This is a genomic window from Paenibacillus sp. LjRoot56 (genome assembly GCF_964253335.1).
Classification (GTDB): Bacteria; Bacillota; Bacilli; order Paenibacillales; family NBRC-103111; genus Paenibacillus_E; species Paenibacillus_E allorhizoplanae.
In genome coordinates, this window is the sequence record NZ_CAXURV020000001.1 from 2,684,983 (window position 1) to 2,701,410 (window position 16,428).

At 43.3% G+C, this 16,428-nt stretch carries 21 protein-coding genes and 1 tRNA gene; 14 read left to right on the forward strand and 8 right to left on the reverse strand.

The annotated features are described in order from the left end of the window. Positions 1-324: 324 nt before the first annotated feature. The 3 genes from ACSQ8O_RS11970 to ACSQ8O_RS11980 all read left to right on the forward strand — a co-directional run bounded on the left by ACSQ8O_RS11970 (position 325) and on the right by ACSQ8O_RS11980 (position 2,112). Entirely contained in the window at positions 325-1,089 is a 765-nt protein-coding gene (locus ACSQ8O_RS11970; protein WP_436241751.1) for a metallophosphoesterase, read from the forward strand. A gap of 148 nt (positions 1,090-1,237) precedes the next feature. Further along, the gene (locus ACSQ8O_RS11975; RefSeq protein WP_436241752.1) at positions 1,238-1,645 is read left to right on the forward strand and encodes a helix-turn-helix domain-containing protein; all 408 of its coding nucleotides are present in this window, start codon (positions 1,238-1,240) and stop codon (positions 1,643-1,645) included. 101 nt (positions 1,646-1,746) lie between these two features. After that, complete coding sequence (locus ACSQ8O_RS11980) at positions 1,747-2,112, forward strand: hypothetical protein (protein WP_436241753.1); 366 nt, start codon at positions 1,747-1,749, stop codon at positions 2,110-2,112. Positions 2,113-2,772: 660 nt separating this feature from the next. Here ACSQ8O_RS11980 and ACSQ8O_RS11985 read toward each other — a convergent pair. The 3 genes from ACSQ8O_RS11985 to ACSQ8O_RS11995 all read right to left on the reverse strand — a co-directional run bounded on the left by ACSQ8O_RS11985 (position 2,773) and on the right by ACSQ8O_RS11995 (position 3,903). Next, complete coding sequence (locus ACSQ8O_RS11985) at positions 2,773-3,321, reverse strand: DUF3231 family protein (RefSeq protein WP_436241754.1); 549 nt, start codon at positions 3,319-3,321, stop codon at positions 2,773-2,775. Between the two features lie 134 nt (positions 3,322-3,455). After that, positions 3,456-3,629, reverse strand: coding sequence for a hypothetical protein (locus ACSQ8O_RS11990; protein WP_157256940.1), 174 nt, complete (start codon positions 3,627-3,629; stop codon positions 3,456-3,458). Between the two features lie 88 nt (positions 3,630-3,717). Further along, entirely contained in the window at positions 3,718-3,903 is a 186-nt protein-coding gene (locus ACSQ8O_RS11995) for a hypothetical protein (RefSeq protein WP_056616516.1), read from the reverse strand. Between the two features lie 142 nt (positions 3,904-4,045). Between ACSQ8O_RS11995 and ACSQ8O_RS12000 the strand changes: the two genes are divergently transcribed. Continuing rightward, positions 4,046-4,324, forward strand: coding sequence for a hypothetical protein (locus ACSQ8O_RS12000; protein ID WP_436241755.1), 279 nt, complete (start codon positions 4,046-4,048; stop codon positions 4,322-4,324). Between the two features lie 202 nt (positions 4,325-4,526). Here ACSQ8O_RS12000 and ACSQ8O_RS12005 read toward each other — a convergent pair. Continuing rightward, a tRNA-Ala gene (locus ACSQ8O_RS12005) sits at positions 4,527-4,599 on the reverse strand. 211 nt (positions 4,600-4,810) lie between these two features. Between ACSQ8O_RS12005 and ACSQ8O_RS12010 the strand changes: the two genes are divergently transcribed. Together ACSQ8O_RS12010 and ACSQ8O_RS12015 are read left to right on the forward strand one after the other, a co-directional pair. Continuing rightward, positions 4,811-5,098, forward strand: coding sequence for a hypothetical protein (locus tag ACSQ8O_RS12010; protein ID WP_436241756.1), 288 nt, complete (start codon positions 4,811-4,813; stop codon positions 5,096-5,098). A 17-nt stretch (positions 5,099-5,115) separates the two neighbouring features. Continuing rightward, the gene (locus ACSQ8O_RS12015) at positions 5,116-5,634 is read left to right on the forward strand and encodes a VanZ family protein (protein WP_056616508.1); all 519 of its coding nucleotides are present in this window, start codon (positions 5,116-5,118) and stop codon (positions 5,632-5,634) included. Here ACSQ8O_RS12015 and ACSQ8O_RS12020 read toward each other — a convergent pair. Further along, entirely contained in the window at positions 5,612-5,761 is a 150-nt protein-coding gene (locus ACSQ8O_RS12020) for a hypothetical protein (RefSeq protein ID WP_436241757.1), read from the reverse strand. The two genes, ACSQ8O_RS12015 and ACSQ8O_RS12020, sit on opposite strands and share 23 nt — an antisense overlap. A gap of 115 nt (positions 5,762-5,876) precedes the next feature. Here ACSQ8O_RS12020 and ACSQ8O_RS12025 point away from each other — a divergent pair, with 115 nt between their 5' ends. Next, positions 5,877-7,694 carry an ABC transporter substrate-binding protein gene (locus ACSQ8O_RS12025; protein WP_436241758.1) on the forward strand — a complete coding sequence of 606 codons (1,818 nt, stop codon included), beginning with the start codon at positions 5,877-5,879 and terminating at the stop codon, positions 7,692-7,694. Positions 7,695-7,712: 18 nt separating this feature from the next. On the opposite strand, the gene ACSQ8O_RS12030 is transcribed toward ACSQ8O_RS12025, so the two are convergent. After that, positions 7,713-7,976, reverse strand: a complete 264-nt coding sequence (locus tag ACSQ8O_RS12030; protein WP_436241759.1) for a hypothetical protein — start codon at positions 7,974-7,976, stop codon at positions 7,713-7,715. A gap of 158 nt (positions 7,977-8,134) precedes the next feature. Between ACSQ8O_RS12030 and ACSQ8O_RS12035 the strand changes: the two genes are divergently transcribed. Beyond that, positions 8,135-8,800: a tetratricopeptide repeat protein gene (locus ACSQ8O_RS12035; RefSeq protein ID WP_436241760.1), complete on the forward strand. Its 666-nt coding sequence runs from the start codon at positions 8,135-8,137 to the stop codon at positions 8,798-8,800. An 11-nt stretch (positions 8,801-8,811) separates the two neighbouring features. Here the strand turns inward: ACSQ8O_RS12035 and ACSQ8O_RS12040 are convergent, their stop codons facing one another. Further along, a complete protein-coding gene (locus ACSQ8O_RS12040) occupies positions 8,812-9,873 on the reverse strand; it encodes an acyltransferase (protein ID WP_436241761.1) in 1,062 nt (353 codons plus the stop codon). A 269-nt stretch (positions 9,874-10,142) separates the two neighbouring features. Between ACSQ8O_RS12040 and ACSQ8O_RS12045 the strand changes: the two genes are divergently transcribed. The 4 genes from ACSQ8O_RS12045 (at position 10,143) to ACSQ8O_RS12060 (ending at position 14,697) form a co-directional block, all read left to right on the forward strand. Next, entirely contained in the window at positions 10,143-10,574 is a 432-nt protein-coding gene (locus tag ACSQ8O_RS12045) for a DUF86 domain-containing protein (protein WP_436241762.1), read from the forward strand. Positions 10,575-10,657: 83 nt separating this feature from the next. After that, complete coding sequence (locus ACSQ8O_RS12050) at positions 10,658-11,290, forward strand: helix-turn-helix transcriptional regulator (RefSeq protein ID WP_436241763.1); 633 nt, start codon at positions 10,658-10,660, stop codon at positions 11,288-11,290. 332 nt (positions 11,291-11,622) lie between these two features. Next, on the forward strand, positions 11,623-13,245 hold the full coding sequence (locus ACSQ8O_RS12055; RefSeq protein ID WP_436241999.1) for an S-layer homology domain-containing protein: 1,623 nt from the start codon (positions 11,623-11,625) through the stop codon (positions 13,243-13,245). Between the two features lie 198 nt (positions 13,246-13,443). After that, a complete protein-coding gene (locus ACSQ8O_RS12060; RefSeq protein WP_436241764.1) occupies positions 13,444-14,697 on the forward strand; it encodes a S1C family serine protease in 1,254 nt (417 codons plus the stop codon). Between the two features lie 70 nt (positions 14,698-14,767). Here ACSQ8O_RS12060 and ACSQ8O_RS12065 read toward each other — a convergent pair whose 3' ends face one another. Beyond that, positions 14,768-15,403, reverse strand: coding sequence for a bifunctional 4-hydroxy-2-oxoglutarate aldolase/2-dehydro-3-deoxy-phosphogluconate aldolase (locus tag ACSQ8O_RS12065; RefSeq protein ID WP_436241765.1), 636 nt, complete (start codon positions 15,401-15,403; stop codon positions 14,768-14,770). Between the two features lie 179 nt (positions 15,404-15,582). Between ACSQ8O_RS12065 and ACSQ8O_RS12070 the strand changes: the two genes are divergently transcribed. Both ACSQ8O_RS12070 and ACSQ8O_RS12075 read left to right on the forward strand, forming a co-directional pair. Further along, positions 15,583-16,029: a DUF948 domain-containing protein gene (locus ACSQ8O_RS12070; RefSeq protein ID WP_436241766.1), complete on the forward strand. Its 447-nt coding sequence runs from the start codon at positions 15,583-15,585 to the stop codon at positions 16,027-16,029. Positions 16,030-16,043: 14 nt separating this feature from the next. After that, positions 16,044-16,409 carry a YtxH domain-containing protein gene (locus tag ACSQ8O_RS12075; protein ID WP_436241767.1) on the forward strand — a complete coding sequence of 122 codons (366 nt, stop codon included), beginning with the start codon at positions 16,044-16,046 and terminating at the stop codon, positions 16,407-16,409. The last annotated feature ends 19 nt before the right edge of the window (positions 16,410-16,428 follow it).

Below are 16,428 nucleotides of genomic sequence, written 5' to 3' on the forward strand. Positions count from 1 at the left end.
GATTCAGCCAAATGATATTGATCATCCAAAATGGTCACTCTCCTTCAGGGTGGCTGGAAAACATACTGACTGCGTATCGACTGAATAATTTACATGGGATTATTATATGAAATATACAATTTCCAAGTATCAGCAGGTGTACTATGTATTACAAAAACCTCTACGATTGGATTTTTCTGGATTTTCTGACACAAGAAAGCCCCACCCCGAATTTTTTCAAACCAGTACATCAATGGGAGAAATAATAAAAGGGATATTCCAGATTTATCTAGAATAAATATTAATTTAACAAAAAAGAATCTGCTATGTGAGGAGAATGGTGAAGTGATCTATTTATACATAGTGATTCTAATAATCTTCTTCTTTTATATTAATTTTATCTTACCTACTCAATGGCTAAAAATTGAACGGGTTACATATCCTCTGGATTTAAATTTAAAAATTCTTCAGATTAGTGATTTGCATGTAGAGCGATTAAGAATAAGTCCTACAAAACTAACTACTATTATCAACATTGAAAAACCAAACCTTATATGTATTACAGGTGATTTTACCAAACATCGTAATAGTCTCTTCAAACTAGAGAAGTATCTAAGAGCTATGACTATTGGACATGTACCCATTTATTGTGTACTCGGCAACCATGATTATCAGCAAAAAAATGTCATGGATCTAATAAAACTATTAAGGAAATATGGCTTACATGTATTACGAAATGAATCGGTACATATAGATCAAATTGAACTTATTGGCATTGATGATTTTGATTCAGGCAAGAGCAACATAGAAAAATCCTTTCAAAATGTTGATCAAACTAGAACTAAAGTCATTATTACGCACGATCCAAACATCGTTCTAGATTTAAATAAGTCATACGACTATTTAATGGCTGGACATCTACATGGCAAACAGTTTAATCTTCCATTTTTCTTTAGAATAAAAGACGCAGGTAAATTGCCTCGCATGGGTATATATAAGGGTCTACATACAAATCAATATGGGGCTTACTACATATCTAAGGGAATTGGGCAGACAGGTATTAATGCAAGATTTTTAGTCAGAAGTGAGGTAACGATGCATTATTTATAGGGTGGAAGCGGGATGGAATAGAGATCACATAGAACACGATGTATGAGTCCACAAGTAAATGTCGAATGCCGCTAACTGCCAATCGTTCATCACGAACTAAAGGGCTCACCCCCATGATCCATACAAAAAAACACGATCCCAAAGGATCGTGTTTTCTATTACACACCTGACGGAAGAAATCTCTGGAAAAGACATATCCAAAATTGTTGGCCTATCTGATTATCATTTTAAAAGAAAGTTTTCATATATGGCTAGAATGTCGTTGAATGAGTACATCAAAAATAGGAGATTATCCGTTGCAAATGTTGAATTAATTAACGGAGAAAAAGTGACAGATATTTCCTATAAATATGGTTATCAGGCGCATAACCTCAAGGTTTACTCCTTCCAACACACAGCCGTCGCCGAAAGCTTTGAAATTGAATCCTTTTGTGAAAGAGTTTCAGCTCCCGCCGATTTTTCTCATGTTCACGCGCATCTTTTTAAATACATCGCCATTTTAGGGCTCGATAGCTACAAAAACACAGTGCTTCATGCGGTTTCAAGCGGCACGTAATGTGCTCCAAATTTCCGCTACACACCCGCGAAAAATGCCCTGCTCACAATCTATGATTCTAGCATCTACTATACTATTCCATTAAGAAAGGAGAATGCTATATGATCAGCAAAAAAGCTCTTGCAGTGATTAAAAGAGCACAACTCAAAACCGGCAAAAAATACACTGCCGCACGTACAGTTAACTACAGCATCAAAAACGCAATCAAAGCAACCGATTTAGGTAATGGATTCGGACGCTTCGTCATTTCAACTACAACCTTACCGCCAAACACTTTTCGGAGAATAGAAGTCTTCGGAAACAGCTTCAACATCATCAGTGGATCTTGGGTGTTTAGTGGCGACGAGCAAGGATACATGCTCGATAGCTACTCCAGTGCCGAAGACCATTGGTTCTTTACAGCGTGGAACCCAACTAACTCCACTCGTTTGGTAACAGTTACTGTTATTGCCAAACGTAAACCATAATACTGACAAGCCTATGTGCCCTCAGTGGCGCATTTTTTTTGTCGACGCAGAAACACTCGCGTGTTGCTTGCAGATTTTATGCTAGATAAAATAGCGGTAATTTCCCCGAAAAGAATCCAGAGTGTTTTCTGCGCGTCCCTCCGCCATCTTCGCACGATAAGAAATCTCGAATAAGGTATCGAGTTTATACGCGTTTCCTACTTCTATACCTCTCGCTGAGTTAATCGATTTTCCTTTACGCTTGTCCAATACAAAAACGCTCCTTTACCGCCTGAATTGAACGGAAGAGAAGCGTAGGATTCGAGATATCGGAATAAACGGGATGCACATCGCTGAAATGCGGTGGAGCGCATAACTGCGAAGTAGTCATCGTAACAGTCAACGTCTTGTCAACGAAAAAAGTCCGCTAAGATAGCGGACTTTTGAAAGCCCTTTTTATTAGCGCAAGGATTGCAGGGTTACATTACGCGATGAATCTTAATGAATATTGAAATACATGAGGAGGAAAAACATTGGGGGATTATTTTGAATGCCAATTGAAAATTCACAATGAAGCAGAGACTTCGGTGACTACTGTATGGTTGCGACTGTTCCCCCAGGCCAAGTTCATACTAGCACGTATCAAAATATCATCTTTTCAAATTCATTTGTATGTAACTGTTATTGTGGAGGTGCTCCTGGTGGATAGTAATATGGAGGGATTTTAATCCAACCACGCTCTCGCATCATAAATTTCATATTCGCTCCAAGCACCATTTTTTCTGCTTGAAATTGTGTGAATAATAGTGCAACATCAGTTCTTACTGATTGTGCTGAAGCCGTAGCAGCACTAATAATAAGTGATACTATCTTTACAGACAACATGTTAACTAGCTCATCATCTGTAAATTTAGCTCCAAGTGGTACAGCGTTAGCATCCGACTTGGGTTTTGATTCTGGAGCTGCTGGTAAGGGTACCCCCTCATTCAACATAAACGTTTGAAGTCGTTGAATTTGGGAGAGTCCAAGCTGATGATCTTCTTCAAGCGCATGTCTTAATTGGTTATCTACAGTTGTATTTAAAGCAGATTGGACAAAAGATTTTGCTTCTTGAAGTCCTCCTAAGTAAATCCAACAAGACATCACCTCTCCAACATGAAGCGGATCTTTGGGTTCATCAACGAATATCGATTTAATTGTATTAATAGCTGCTTCAATTACATTTTCCATTTTTTCAAATCCTCTATAATAGAATATTTTGGCTTTATTGTTTGTAGTTGCTTTATAGAGTATTCATGGAGTAGATCAGCACCAACTGAATATTGAGGAACGTGAGGTGAAAAAATGCCAATGTATGAGAGTCTTTATTCGTCAGAATCTTTACGGACGACTGTAATAAGTACTGAGGTTCGGTTATCCTCCTCCATCTGCTGAATAATCTCAAGTAAATAAATGGCAGAACTATAGTTTGCCCGATCAATGCATTCGCGGATGAGTTCAATAACGTCTTGCTTGGATGCTAAATAATATAGCTGCAAATGATCACTTCCTTGAATGAGTACTTGCATAATAATTTATGCAAAGCATTCATTACAAGTGAACACTGAGGATCTTAACTGAAAATTATTACCTCATATCTTCAATTAGTTGCTTGATTTCCTTTAATTCTCGCATAAATTTTCTGTAGGTCAGGTAGCCGATCAGTGATTTGCAAGCAAAGAATATAATTGCTGCAACAATAATTAGTATGTAATTATGGCTGATGATTCTAATCCAATTGTTGAGTTTTTCAAGGTGATCTATTTTATCCATCTCGGGCTCCTCGTTGTATAAAGCTTGGATTTTAGAATGCCCTGATTATTTCCAAATTATCTAAATGGAGGGGGAATATGATCGAAGTAATTCTGAACAGTAACCGAATACTACAGCATTGAGAAAGAAGCAGTTATCGAGATTGACGAATATACAACGATTATTACGCCAATCGGGAGGCAGTAGAGCGATATTTAGCGGAATATCGAATGTACCAAGCACATTGATTTTGAAGTTCGAGAGGCGACCATTACAGCATCGTACACGGCAACGGACAAACACTATAAGTGATCAAACCGCCAATATCGCGATTTACAATGTCGATGAACCGGCAAAGAGAAAGAAGCACTGTGAGAGGCTAGAAGCTGCTGTTCGTAAGTTGCCGAGGTTGGAAAGGCTCTTACTGGCTGACGAAGCGTAATCGACGAAGACTTTTAGCGGTGGATTCAGATGCCGTTTTCTTACCCCACAAAGTGAAGATAAGCGTTGAAGCAAATTCCGATTACTTTGCGGGGGCCCCTTATTACGCCTCCGGCTACATCCGCGCGGGCGAACCCTGAGGGGTTCTCACCCCATGATCCATACAAAAAACCACGATCCCAAGGATCGTGGTTTCTATTGTATGGAGCCTAGGGGGATCGAACCCCTGACCTCATCGCTGCCAGCGATGCGCTCTCCCAGCTGAGCTAAGGCCCCGTGATGTCACTTACAAACGTCGACTTTTTGTATTATACATGAATATATCGCGGCAGGCAATACCTGTCATTCAGGATTTTTCTAGCGAATGTGCATCTTAGATGCTGTATGTCGATTCTGTTGCAAAGCGGGGCCGAACGTTGTTTTCGTGCGTATGTTCATGCTAACCTAGTAATATAAACTAGTTGAACGTTTGGGAGTTGACGTAGAAGTGTCAAACGCAGTATTGTATTGGATTTACTTGGGTATCGCTTTCGTTGTGCCGTTTGTGATTGGTGTTCTTTTGATGCGAAAAACGAACCGTTTAGGATTCTCCTTTTGGATCACGACGGCGTTAAATATTGTGCTGACGGGTCTAGCAGCTTTGTGGTGGAAATCTGTCACGACTGATCAGTTTCAGGTGATGTTTGGGATGGCGTTTTATGGTGTATCCGCAGTAAATTTAATGGTTATTGAATTCTTCGCTTTATTCAGTATTCGCAAGAAAATGAATCCGTGAGTGAGAAAGGGGCCGTTATGCCGAAGTTAACACGATCGAAGACGGTATTCTACGTGTTCCTAGTAGCAGCCATTCTATGGATGGCTTTCATCTATATGAAGTCTGCCGAGCCATACCAGCAGCAGAGCTTGAAGCCATACTTGGAATCGAAATTTTCCACTGAAAAGTTGAAAGAACATATCCCCAAAGTGAAGTTTACCTATGATCAGCAAGTGATTTCATGGCAAGATCCCATTAATTTGATTGAATTCTTCATAAGAAAAGCAGGGCACGTTAGCGAATACGCTGTGCTTGCCCTGCTTTGGTCAATAGCTTTACTTGCAAAACCTGTCAGAATGAACATAGCTTTGATCAGCTCCTTCCTAATCTCATTGCTCTACGCAATGTCGGATGAATGGCATCAATCGTTCGTGAAGGACCGAACGGGGCACGGCATCGATGTAGTCGTCGACGGAGTTGGTATTCTGTGTGCGCTCATTCTGATTGTGTTGGTAGTTACGATACGGAATCGAATTAAATCCAGAAGAATAAGCTAGTTAGAAGCACGTAGACTTTTCTTTTTCTACCGGCTTGCCATTTCCAATGCTCACGGGACTGGCTTTCCAAATCGTGCTGTTGCCACTCCATTAATTTCTCTGATACATATAGGTCTGTTGGTTGCATACGAGGGTCACTTTCCTTTCTTTTCCTGATACGCTTAGTTTACGCTAGAATAAGGGGAACAAAAAGAGTATAATTCACTTCAATGATTTCCCCTTTTACCGAAAGGACGTTGAAGATGCAGTTACTTACTCATTTTCTGGAGCTACGCGCGGGTTTTGAACATGGTGTTGAGCATAAACCGCAGCCCATTACATTAGAAGAATTAGCGGAAAGATTATATTGCTCGACACGGAATGTAAAGATTTTATTGAAAAAGATGAGTGATCAGAATTGGATTTCCTGGAAACCCGGTCGGGGTAGAGGGAACATCTCAGAGCTTACTTTTTTGGTCTCATCGGAAGACATGATCTCGAAACAAGCGATGGCGCTTGCAAATCGAGGTGATTATTTAGGCACGATTGAGCTGATTCATCAACTAGGCAAGGGAGAAGCACTTCAGGACTCCTTTATCGAGTGGTTGTTCAGCTTTTTTGGCTACCGGACGGTTCAGCTTGAGGAGCGGTTTAAGGATACATTGCGTGTACCTGTTTACAAATGGTTGGTGACGCTAGATCCTGCGCACACTTTTTTTGCGTTTGATTTCCATCTAGTGAGTCAAATTTTCGATACCCTCATACGATATAATCCGCAGACAAGGGTGATCGAGCCGCACTTGGCCCATTACTGGGAAATCAGCGAGGATGGTTTGCATTATACGTTTTATTTGCGAAAAGGCGTGCTGTTCCATCATGGCAGAGAGATGACAGCGCATGATGTAAGTTACTCTTTGGCGCGACTAAAGAAGCTTGGCCAGGCTGCCACGCAAGGATGGATAACCGAAAGCATTGAGACGATTACAGTGTTGAATCGAAGTTCGATTGCAATTGAATTAAGCCAGCCGAATGTGCTGTTTCTTCAACAACTGGCACATACGTCTATGGCGATTGTCCCCGAGGAAATTTGCCGGGATAATGAATCGATTTTTGGGCGAATGCCCATTGGGACGGGGCCGTTCAGGCTAGAGCGGAACGATGATTATATTTGCAAGCTGCGAGCGTTTGATAGTTATTTCGGTGTGAGGCCGCATATGGATCTCATCGAATTTTGGCTGCTGCCCTCGGATCTGCAGGAATCAACACCAAGCTGGGATAAGATCCAAGTGTATCGTGGGCAATCGAATTCGAGTAAGCCGGTAGGCGTGATTGATAAAGATTCAGAATGGCATCAAATTGAACAAACCATTATGGGGTGCAGTTTATTAACATTTAATCGCAATAAGAGAGGGCCGCAGTGCCATCGTAACTTTCGTAAAGCGGTTGATTTGGTCATAGATCGTGAGCGTATGATTGGCGAGCTGGGTGGTTTTCGAGAAGCACCGGCAAGCAGTTTTATCCCGACAATGGAGCCGCTAGTGAGGTCAAGAACGGATTTTGCAGAAGCAAAGCGTTTGCTAAATGAAATGGGCTACAACGGCGAGACGTTACATATGTATGTCTATCGGAATAACAATGAGGATGCCATGTGGATTTGCCAGCAGTGTGCGCAGATTGGAATTCCGATCGAGATCACGATTCGGAGTGAGTCCGACATGACGCAGATGGACACCATTGATGAAGCCGATCTTATTTTTTATCACATTTGCATGGAAAGCAATTATGACCTTCATATCATCCAAACATTGAAACAAAGCAACAGTTATGTACGTGCACATTTGAATGAAGATCGGTTGGTGTGGGTGGATTCGAAAATGGAGGGGATTCTGAGTAATCCTAACCTGGATGAGCGTATTTGTGGATTACATCAATTGATTGCCGAGCTTCAAGAGGAGAAATCGTTTCTTTTCGTCCTGCATCGATCCCAACAAACGACGTATCATGACTCGATTAAAGGGGTAACAATCAACGATTTGGGCTGGATTGATTTCCGGGAAATTTGGTTTACACCAAGCGTTTGATAAACAAAAAAAACGACCTTACGGTCGTCTAGGAGCAGGTGGCTCAAAGTGGTGTTCCATCGCTACCCAGCGTCCATTTGCAACGAAGAACCCGATGAATGCGAATACGATTAGTCGAATAGGAATCCAAGCGGAATTAATGGATTGAAAGCTAATATATTCAAGCAAGGTCGTGAGGATCGCAGCGCAGATTCCCCAAGGTACAATCCCGAACATAATTAAATATCTAGAGCGGCCTAGTTTCTTTCTCTTAAGCCATATAGCCTTATGCGAATCTTTCATGTCAAAGCTCCCTTTTTTCTTTCTAGTATAGCACTGCTGGCGAAAAATCTCGAATGATAGAAGCTCCTTGCCTCTACGACTTTTTTTTCTTAGGGGAGGGGTAAACATAATCAGTATAATATGGTAGTATAAGGAAGTTGAAAAAGGGGGAGTACACCATGCTAATCAAAATATTACTATTTGGATTACTCTGGCGGATCGTTGGTAATCCGTTTCTAGCATTACTCATTTTACTCGTCATTCTGTATGTGCTGGACAGAAGGTACGTTGGGATCCTGCCAAATATTTGGAGGCCATTTCAGTTAAATCGAAGAGCATCACGTCTGCGAATTGACCTCCATGCGAACCCGCACAATACATCAGCAAAGCTAGAATTGGCGCGCATTCTGATTGAACGCAAAAAATTTCAAGAAGCGCTGCCCTACTTGGAACAAACACTACCGATTATGCAGGAATCTGCCGACGTTCATTACGAAATTGGACTGTGTCAATTGAAACTTGGCCGAATCGCCGAGGGCGAATCCTTTATGCTGAAAGCGATCGAACTCAATCCTCGTGTAAAATATGGCGAAGCCTACCTGCGCCTCGGTGAGGCTCTGGCTCCCCAGCTACCTAAGCGTGCGGCGCAGTTTATTGAACAATTCCGCGACCTGCACTCTTCCTCGGTCGAGGCTTACTACCGACTCGGCCAGCTGTATCAGCAGCTCGGCCGCCAGGAAGATGCCAAGCGCGCGTATCGCGAAGCGCTGGACATTTACCGCGGCTTGCCTCGCTACAGCCGCAGACAGCAGCGGCGCTGGGCATGGCTAGCGCGCATGAAATAGAAAGGTTCCGCTCATCTGCGAGCGGAACCTTTTTGGACTGCGCGAGCGTAGCCGCGCGTGAGCAGCAAAGCGCCCAGCAGCCCGATAAGTACGGCTGCTGCGGTGTGCACATCATAGAGCCATAGGCGCCCAGGCGCTGGCTCTGGCCTAACGCGATCCCACAGGGTGAGAATCGCGGGATGCACGAGATAGATGCCGAAGGAGGCTGCGCCTAAGGCAGATAAGAAGGCGCTGAAGCGTGAGCCGAACGCTAGCTGGTTGCGCGCCCACGGCACACAGACGAGTGGGATGGTCAGGCAGTAAACGAGCAGAGCTAGCTCGAACCAAGTATTTTCGATTACAGCAAGACCATATTGCTGAAGCAGGAGCATGCCGACATAAGCGCCACCGGCCACATAGACGGCGATCCATATCCACCTTTTGAAACGAATCACCCAAGTCACTAGCGTTGGATAATATATGCCCATAAAGGCACCGAAGCAGAACGTAGCCATATAGCTTAAGCACAAAGAGGCATATTCAGGCAGCGGGATTACCCAATGATGAAAGGTATAGGAAGCCGCTTGAATGCCGATACCTAGAGGAATCAGGCCGCGACGCAACCATGCGTAACGCTTGATCGCAGCCATCATCAAGGGGAACAGCACATAGAACTGAACGATAATGATAATGTAATAGAGATGATAGCTCGCATTGCCCGATAAGAGCAATTTAAATAGATGAAACGCATCGAGCTGTATCGTGCCATGAAACATGATTTGATTATACAAATAATAGAATATGGACCAAATGACATAGGGAATTAATATCTTTTGTAGTCTTTTTGTCCAAAAAACACGTGCCATCCCTGGCTCCCAACGGTCATAATACGAATAAAACAAGACGAGACCGCTAATCCAGATGAATAAAGGAACGGTAAACAAGCTAGCTTTGTTCAGGATGAAAAAGAAAGTCTGGGAGCCTGTTCCAACAGGCAGTTGAGTGGCGCCAGAGGTACCATGAATGAGTACAACGGCAAAGATAGCAAGCGCGCGTACGATGTCGATTTCTGACAGCTTGGGCTTAGATAACATCAGGCAAATTCTCCTTTTTTCTCTCGTTTCACTGTAACATGATCGCCATAGGAGGACAATGGTTATAGGAATGAAAGCCCGAGTAGCTTGACGCTCTCACCTACCCGAGATAAACTGTTGATAGCATGTAAAGAGATCAATCAAGAGGGTGAATGAACGTGAGTTATGAATATTTGATGCAGGCGGTTTTGCTCATATTTTTGGTTATTATCACTTTTTTTGCGATGTTAGTATGGACGAAATGGCGAAAAAGAGGACGGAGATAGACCATGTATTTTATTAACCATGATCAAATTGATGGGCGCATTCAGTTTTTATCGGTACTCGCTGAGGCGAGTCAGCAATTAGAGACAAAATGGGCAGAAGGTAAGAAGGATCTGACTTGGCAGCTTTCGCAAGAAAGAGTACTTCATTTGGCGATAGAAACCGTGACGGATATTGGGAGCTTGCTCATTGATGCTTTTATATTAAGAGATGCAAGCAGCTACGAAGACATTGTAGAAATCGTGCATGGAGAAGGGGCTTATTCAGAGTCTTTGACGGAGACGCTGCTGCAATTAGTGAAGCTGCGCAAGCCGCTAGTACAGGACTTTGTAGAATGGCAACGACAAGACTTGCATCCATTAATACCGAAACTCCCAGCGGCTTTTGAGGAATTCGCGGCATCGGTTCGTGCATTTATCAAAAGCGAATTGGCATAACATACATAAGTGTTTCATAATTTACTTATTGCCTGTGATGCTGTAAAATGAGACCTAAACGAGTTCCGAGGGCAGGTGAGAGCGTGAATCAAACACTAGAAACATCGACGCGTAAAGTGATTCTTTCTATGCTCAAAACGCAGGGACCGTTAAGTGTACAAGATATGGCTAAACAACTTGGGATTACAGAGATGGCCGTTAGACGACATATTCATTCGATGGAGAAGGATGATTTGCTTGAGGCTAAGCTCGTAAGGCAAGCTATGGGACGTCCTACAAGTGTGTATACCTTAGCACCAGAGGCTGACGAGTTATTTCCCAAGAAATATTCGCAGTTAACTTTGGATTTATTAGACGAATTATTAGAAGACGAAGGTCAAGATAAAATCGAACGGCTCTTTGAAGGTAGGCAGGGGAAGCTCGAAGCTCGCTATCAGTCAAGGATGCAAGCCAAAAGCTTAGAAGAGCGCGTGGCTGAACTAGCACACATTCAGAATGAGAATGGCTACATGGTTGACTGGTCCGCGCAAGGTGATGATGCTTATATCTTTAATGAGCATAACTGCCCCATTGCGAAGGTGGCCAATACCTTTCAGCAGGCATGTCAGTGTGAATTAGCACTGTTTCGCAATTTGCTTGATGCCCAAGTAGAACGTACAGAATGTCTCGCCAAAGGTGCTAATAAATGTGTGTATATCATACGTCAAAATAAATAGCTTTAAAGGAGATAAGCAGACAGTGTCTGCTTATCTTTTTTTTTGGAAATTTGAGTTCACGGTTTCTATACTCTATTTCAATCCACCGGACGTTCATAATCTATTATTTTCATATATTCGGTTTCATAGATTCAGGATTTGTTTATAAATACATATACAGGGAATATTTTGGTACAAATTTCCAAGATACGGACTGAAATGGAACCTAATCTATCGAAGTCTATACTACACAGGTAGTAGAGGAGGTGAATCAATAGATGATGACAAATAATCAGTTCGATTCAAGATCAAGTCAAATAGAGAGAAAAAGGAGTGCATTCAGAGTGAAATCAATGATGGGGAAAATATCTCATGCTTTGGCTCTATTCATGATCGTTTCTATTCTAGTACCCGTGATTGCCTTCGGGGCGACGCTGGGTATAAAGTCGTACACATACGACAAGACGACTGGCAATGTGACAGCAACTGTTTATAGCGACGTTTATGACAATGTATCTGGCGCCGTGTATCTGAATGTGTATGCTCCTGATAACAGTCTGTTGAAGAAAGCTTACATGTCTAATTACACGAACACGGAGACAGTAAATGGCATTACATACTACAATTTCACGTTCAATACAGGGATAACAGCTAATGTATATGACGCCGTATATTTAGCAGGCCAATATAATTCTACAGTATCTAGCCGCGTGTACGCGACTGATGCCAATCCTGATGTGCCAGGATGCACGAGTTACTGTGGCGGGGGGTATGGTGGAGGAGGTAGTTGGATACCACCAGTAACTGGGACTAGTATTAATGTTCCTACTAACGGTGAAGTTAACGAAGATAGCCTGAAAAATGCACTAGCTTCATATGCGTATATAGAACTCAAATTATCCGGTGACATCGCCCTTATTCCAGCTTCTGCTTTAGTTGATGCTGTAGGTAAAGCGGGCTCCACGATTACTGTACGTTCAGACAATGGAACTTATATACTTCCTCTTTCAATATTAGATCTGAATGCTCTAGCCAAATCGCTAGGTATTTCCATTAAGGATCTGAAGATCAAAATAAGTATTACGAAGCTAAGTGGTGATTCCGCTGCTGCGGTTACTTCTGCAGCCACTGCAATTGGTGCTAAAGCCATCACTGATGCCGTAGACTTTAATGTCATTGCGCTAGGTCCTGGAGACAAAACAACTTCGATTGATTTTGGCAAAACGTACGTTTCACGTTCGATTAACATCTCAAATGTTGTAGATACCAAGATGGTTACTGGCGTTCTCTACAATGAAACAACGAAGAAGTTAAGCTTTGTTCCTGCAATCTTTGAAGTTAAAGATGGCAAAACAGTTGCTACACTGAAACGTAACGGCAATAGCATCTACACGGTTGTCGAAATGAACAAAAACTTTACAGATACGATTTCCCACTGGTCTAAGGATGATGTAAGTCTCCTTGCCAATAAGCTCGTGATTGATGGCATGACAGATACAACATTCGCTCCTGACCTTCAAATTACACGTGCGGAATTTGCTGCTTTGGCTGTTCGTTCCTTAGGGTTAAACCTGGAAACAACACTATCGACATTCAGCGATGTCCAAGCTTCCGATTGGTACGCAGCGACAGTTGCAACTGCAGCTAAAGCAGGCATTATCGATGGATATGAAGACGGCACATTTAGGCCAAATGCTCAGATCACTCGAGAAGAGCTTGCGGCTATGATTGTACGAACAATGAACTATGCAGGATTGAAATCCAATCTTTCTGATGCTCAGCAACTCGCGTTATTAAGCAATTTCAGCGATTCTAACAAGATCGTGTGGGCACAGCAAGAAATTGCTAGGGCTATCGATGCTGGTATTATCAATGGTTTGACGGATACAACCATCGGCTCTAGCAACCAAGCAACTCGTGCAGAGGCTGCTACGATGCTGAAACGATTCCTAAGTAAAGCTGGATTCATTAATTAATATGTTTTGAAAAAAGACCTGATTCTGTGGACTAATATGTCCAGGATCAGGTTTTTTTATCCTTCCAACCCTTCAGCATACTTTCAGCTAGCATTCATACAGCTATCAGCCCAGTTTAAGTCTCACTTCAGGTTAGCGTTCTATACTTGTTCTATCAGCAAGACAACAAAATGATAGCAATCGAGAGGCGGTAATCGTATGAATGAAGATATGAACAATAAAGTAAACTTGAATGATATAAAAGTGGAGCGCAAACCAAACAACTCGAGAGTGAAGCCAATCTTTGCAGCTTTTATGGCGGGTGCGGTTGTCGTTGGCGGTTTGATGTTTACTTCGGACAAATTGAACCTTTTTGGCTATAATACGCAAACGGTGCAGTCCAGCGCAACCGCGGCAGCAGCAGCTAACTCAGCTGTAGCTGGTGTTCAAACGGCATCGTTGAACAATTTGGGAACCAATAGTATTTCGCAAATTACGAAAGCGTCGAGTCCAGCCATTGTCAAAATTGAAACGAAAGTCAAGCAAACAAGCACATCAGGCACACGCAGAAATTCGCAGCAGCAAGGAACGCAAAGTGGCGATACGATCGAGAATGGGATCGGCTCTGGCTTCATTTTTGAAGATAGCGGTTATATCTTAACGAACGAGCATGTCATTGACGGAGCAGATGAAATCGATGTTTACGTACAAGGTTATGATACCCCATTTAAGGCAACGCTACTTGGCAGCAGCTATGATTTAGACTTAGCTGTACTCAAAATTCAAGGAGACAAAGCTTTTCCAGCGCTGAAAATCGGAGATTCGGATGCAGCCGAAGTAGGCGAGTGGGTTGTTGCGATTGGGAACCCGTATGACTTCGATTATTCCGTTACAACAGGCGTGTTAAGCGCCAAAGAACGCGAAATCAGCATTGATGATGAGCAGGGGACACGTAATTACAAGCATTTGTTACAAACGGATACAGCTATAAACCCAGGCAACTCCGGTGGTCCATTATTGAATTTGAATGGTGAAGTCATTGGGATTAATACGGCTGTCAACGCCGAAGCACAGGGAATGGGCTTTGCCATTCCGGCAAGCACGATTAGCTCGGTTGTAGATAAATTGAAAAACAACGAAAGCATCCCGAAAGATCCAGCCCCTTACATTGGTGTAGCTTTGCAAAATATTACCGATGACATGCTGCAGGATTTGAAAATAAGCAGCACTAACGGAGTGGTGGTTGCTGAGGTACAGCAAGGTTCACCAGCTTTTAGAGCGGGAATTCGCCAGTTTGATGTCATAACAGAAGTGAATGGGAAAGGTATTGCGAATACAGAAGAATTGACCAAAGCGGTTCAATCCGCGGCAGTTGGTGATGCTTTGAAGGTGAAAATTTCGCGTGATGGTCAAACGAAGGACGTTTCCGTAGAAGTTGGAGATAAAAACGCAGTTGCCGCCTATCAGAGTTAAATAGTCCACGAAGATGCAAAAAACGGAGCAGCGATCATTCGCGTGCTCCGTTTTCTTATGCATCACAGTATTATGCACGCGACGCCGCGAGCAATTGAACTGCCTTATCCGTTATCCAGCCGAAATTGCCAGCTTCAATTTCCTTCAGGTTGATGAGTGAGCCGCCAATGCCTAGTCCATAGCAGCCGATGCTCAAAAATTGCTTGATATTGCCTTCGGTTACGCCTCCGACAGCCATCATTGGGATGTTATCCAAGGGTCCCATTAATTCCTTGATGTAGGGCAAGCCTAAGCTTGCACTTGGGAATATTTTAACGGCCGTAGCACCGGCTTTCCATGCTTTCACAACTTCGGTCGGCGTCATCGCACCAGGGAAGATCGGAATGCCCTCTTTCTTCGACCAGCGGATGACCTCCTCATCCAAATTCGGAGTGACCAGGAAAGCAGCTCCGGCAGCAACAGCTTGTTTAGCATCCTCCAGATCCAGCACAGTGCCGGCTCCGATGAACATGTGATCTCCCCATTGCTTTTGAAGGTTAGTGATCATGGTGAGCGCACCAGGAGTGTTTAGCGTTACTTCCATAACGGTGACCCCACCTTGGTGAAGTGCTTCAGCAACAGACAGTATGTGTGCCTCCTGCACGCCTCGGACGATTGCCACGATACGCGTACGCTCAATTTCTTGTAGGCCTTGTTCTCGGTTCATTTCTCGATCCCCCAACTCAAATACGACGCATTTGCTATTTATTATGACAGGTTCCAGAAATTTTTCCAATCCGTTTGTGTCAAAACAAGCCCTACCTACCTATACTGTAGTAATTCATAGGCATTCGTCTAGAAGCCTCATCAATCCTCACAGCTTTCAGCCAACAGGAGGTGACCTACATGACATGGAGTGAGATCAGTATCGTCAGCTTGGTAGCTGCGTGTTTAGTGCTCATTGTCTTTACAGTTCGCATGTTCATTACCGCTACGCGAACGCTTCGCTTGTTAGGGGATACGGTTATTGAAGTTAAGCAGCAAGTTGTCCACACAACAGAGCATGCGGAGAATCTAATGAAGCAATTAGGGCAGCTTACGGAAGAGGTACATTTGCAAGTCCTTGCCTTAGAACCAAGTATGCAATCGGTTGAAAAGGCAGGGAAGGCAGTTGGGGAAGTCGCTTCCACGCTGCGCAATGCCTCACGCATGATGAATGATTCCTTACTAGGTGCGGAAAAGGTCGTACATACGCACCAGAAGCGTATTCACGACATCATGGAATGGGCAACCACAGGGTATGAGCTATGGCAGAGATGGCAGGCGCAGCGGAGTGCGAAATCAGATCATTAAGGAGTGGATATCACATGTCCAATGGAAAAAAAGGAAAAGATCTTCTCATCGGTGCAGTCGTAGGCGGTTTAGTTGGGGCTGCAGCAGCGCTGCTGTTCGCACCGAAATCTGGTCGTGAACTACGAAGTGATATTGCAGAGGGAGCTACCGTAGTTAGCGACAAAACCGTGCAACTAGCCAGTACAGTTAGTCAAAAAACGCAAGCAGCTGCCAAAACAGTGAGTACGACAACTACGGATCTCGTGGGTAAAGCGAAGGAAACAGCAGCAAGTGTAGTCGAGACAGTTCGCTCGTGGAAGGATTCGCAATCTGAGGATGACATTCAAGACGAGATCGCGGCATCGGAAGCCGCTGAAGATTTGGTCATCGTAGGCCGATAGAATTCTAATGAAAGAAGCA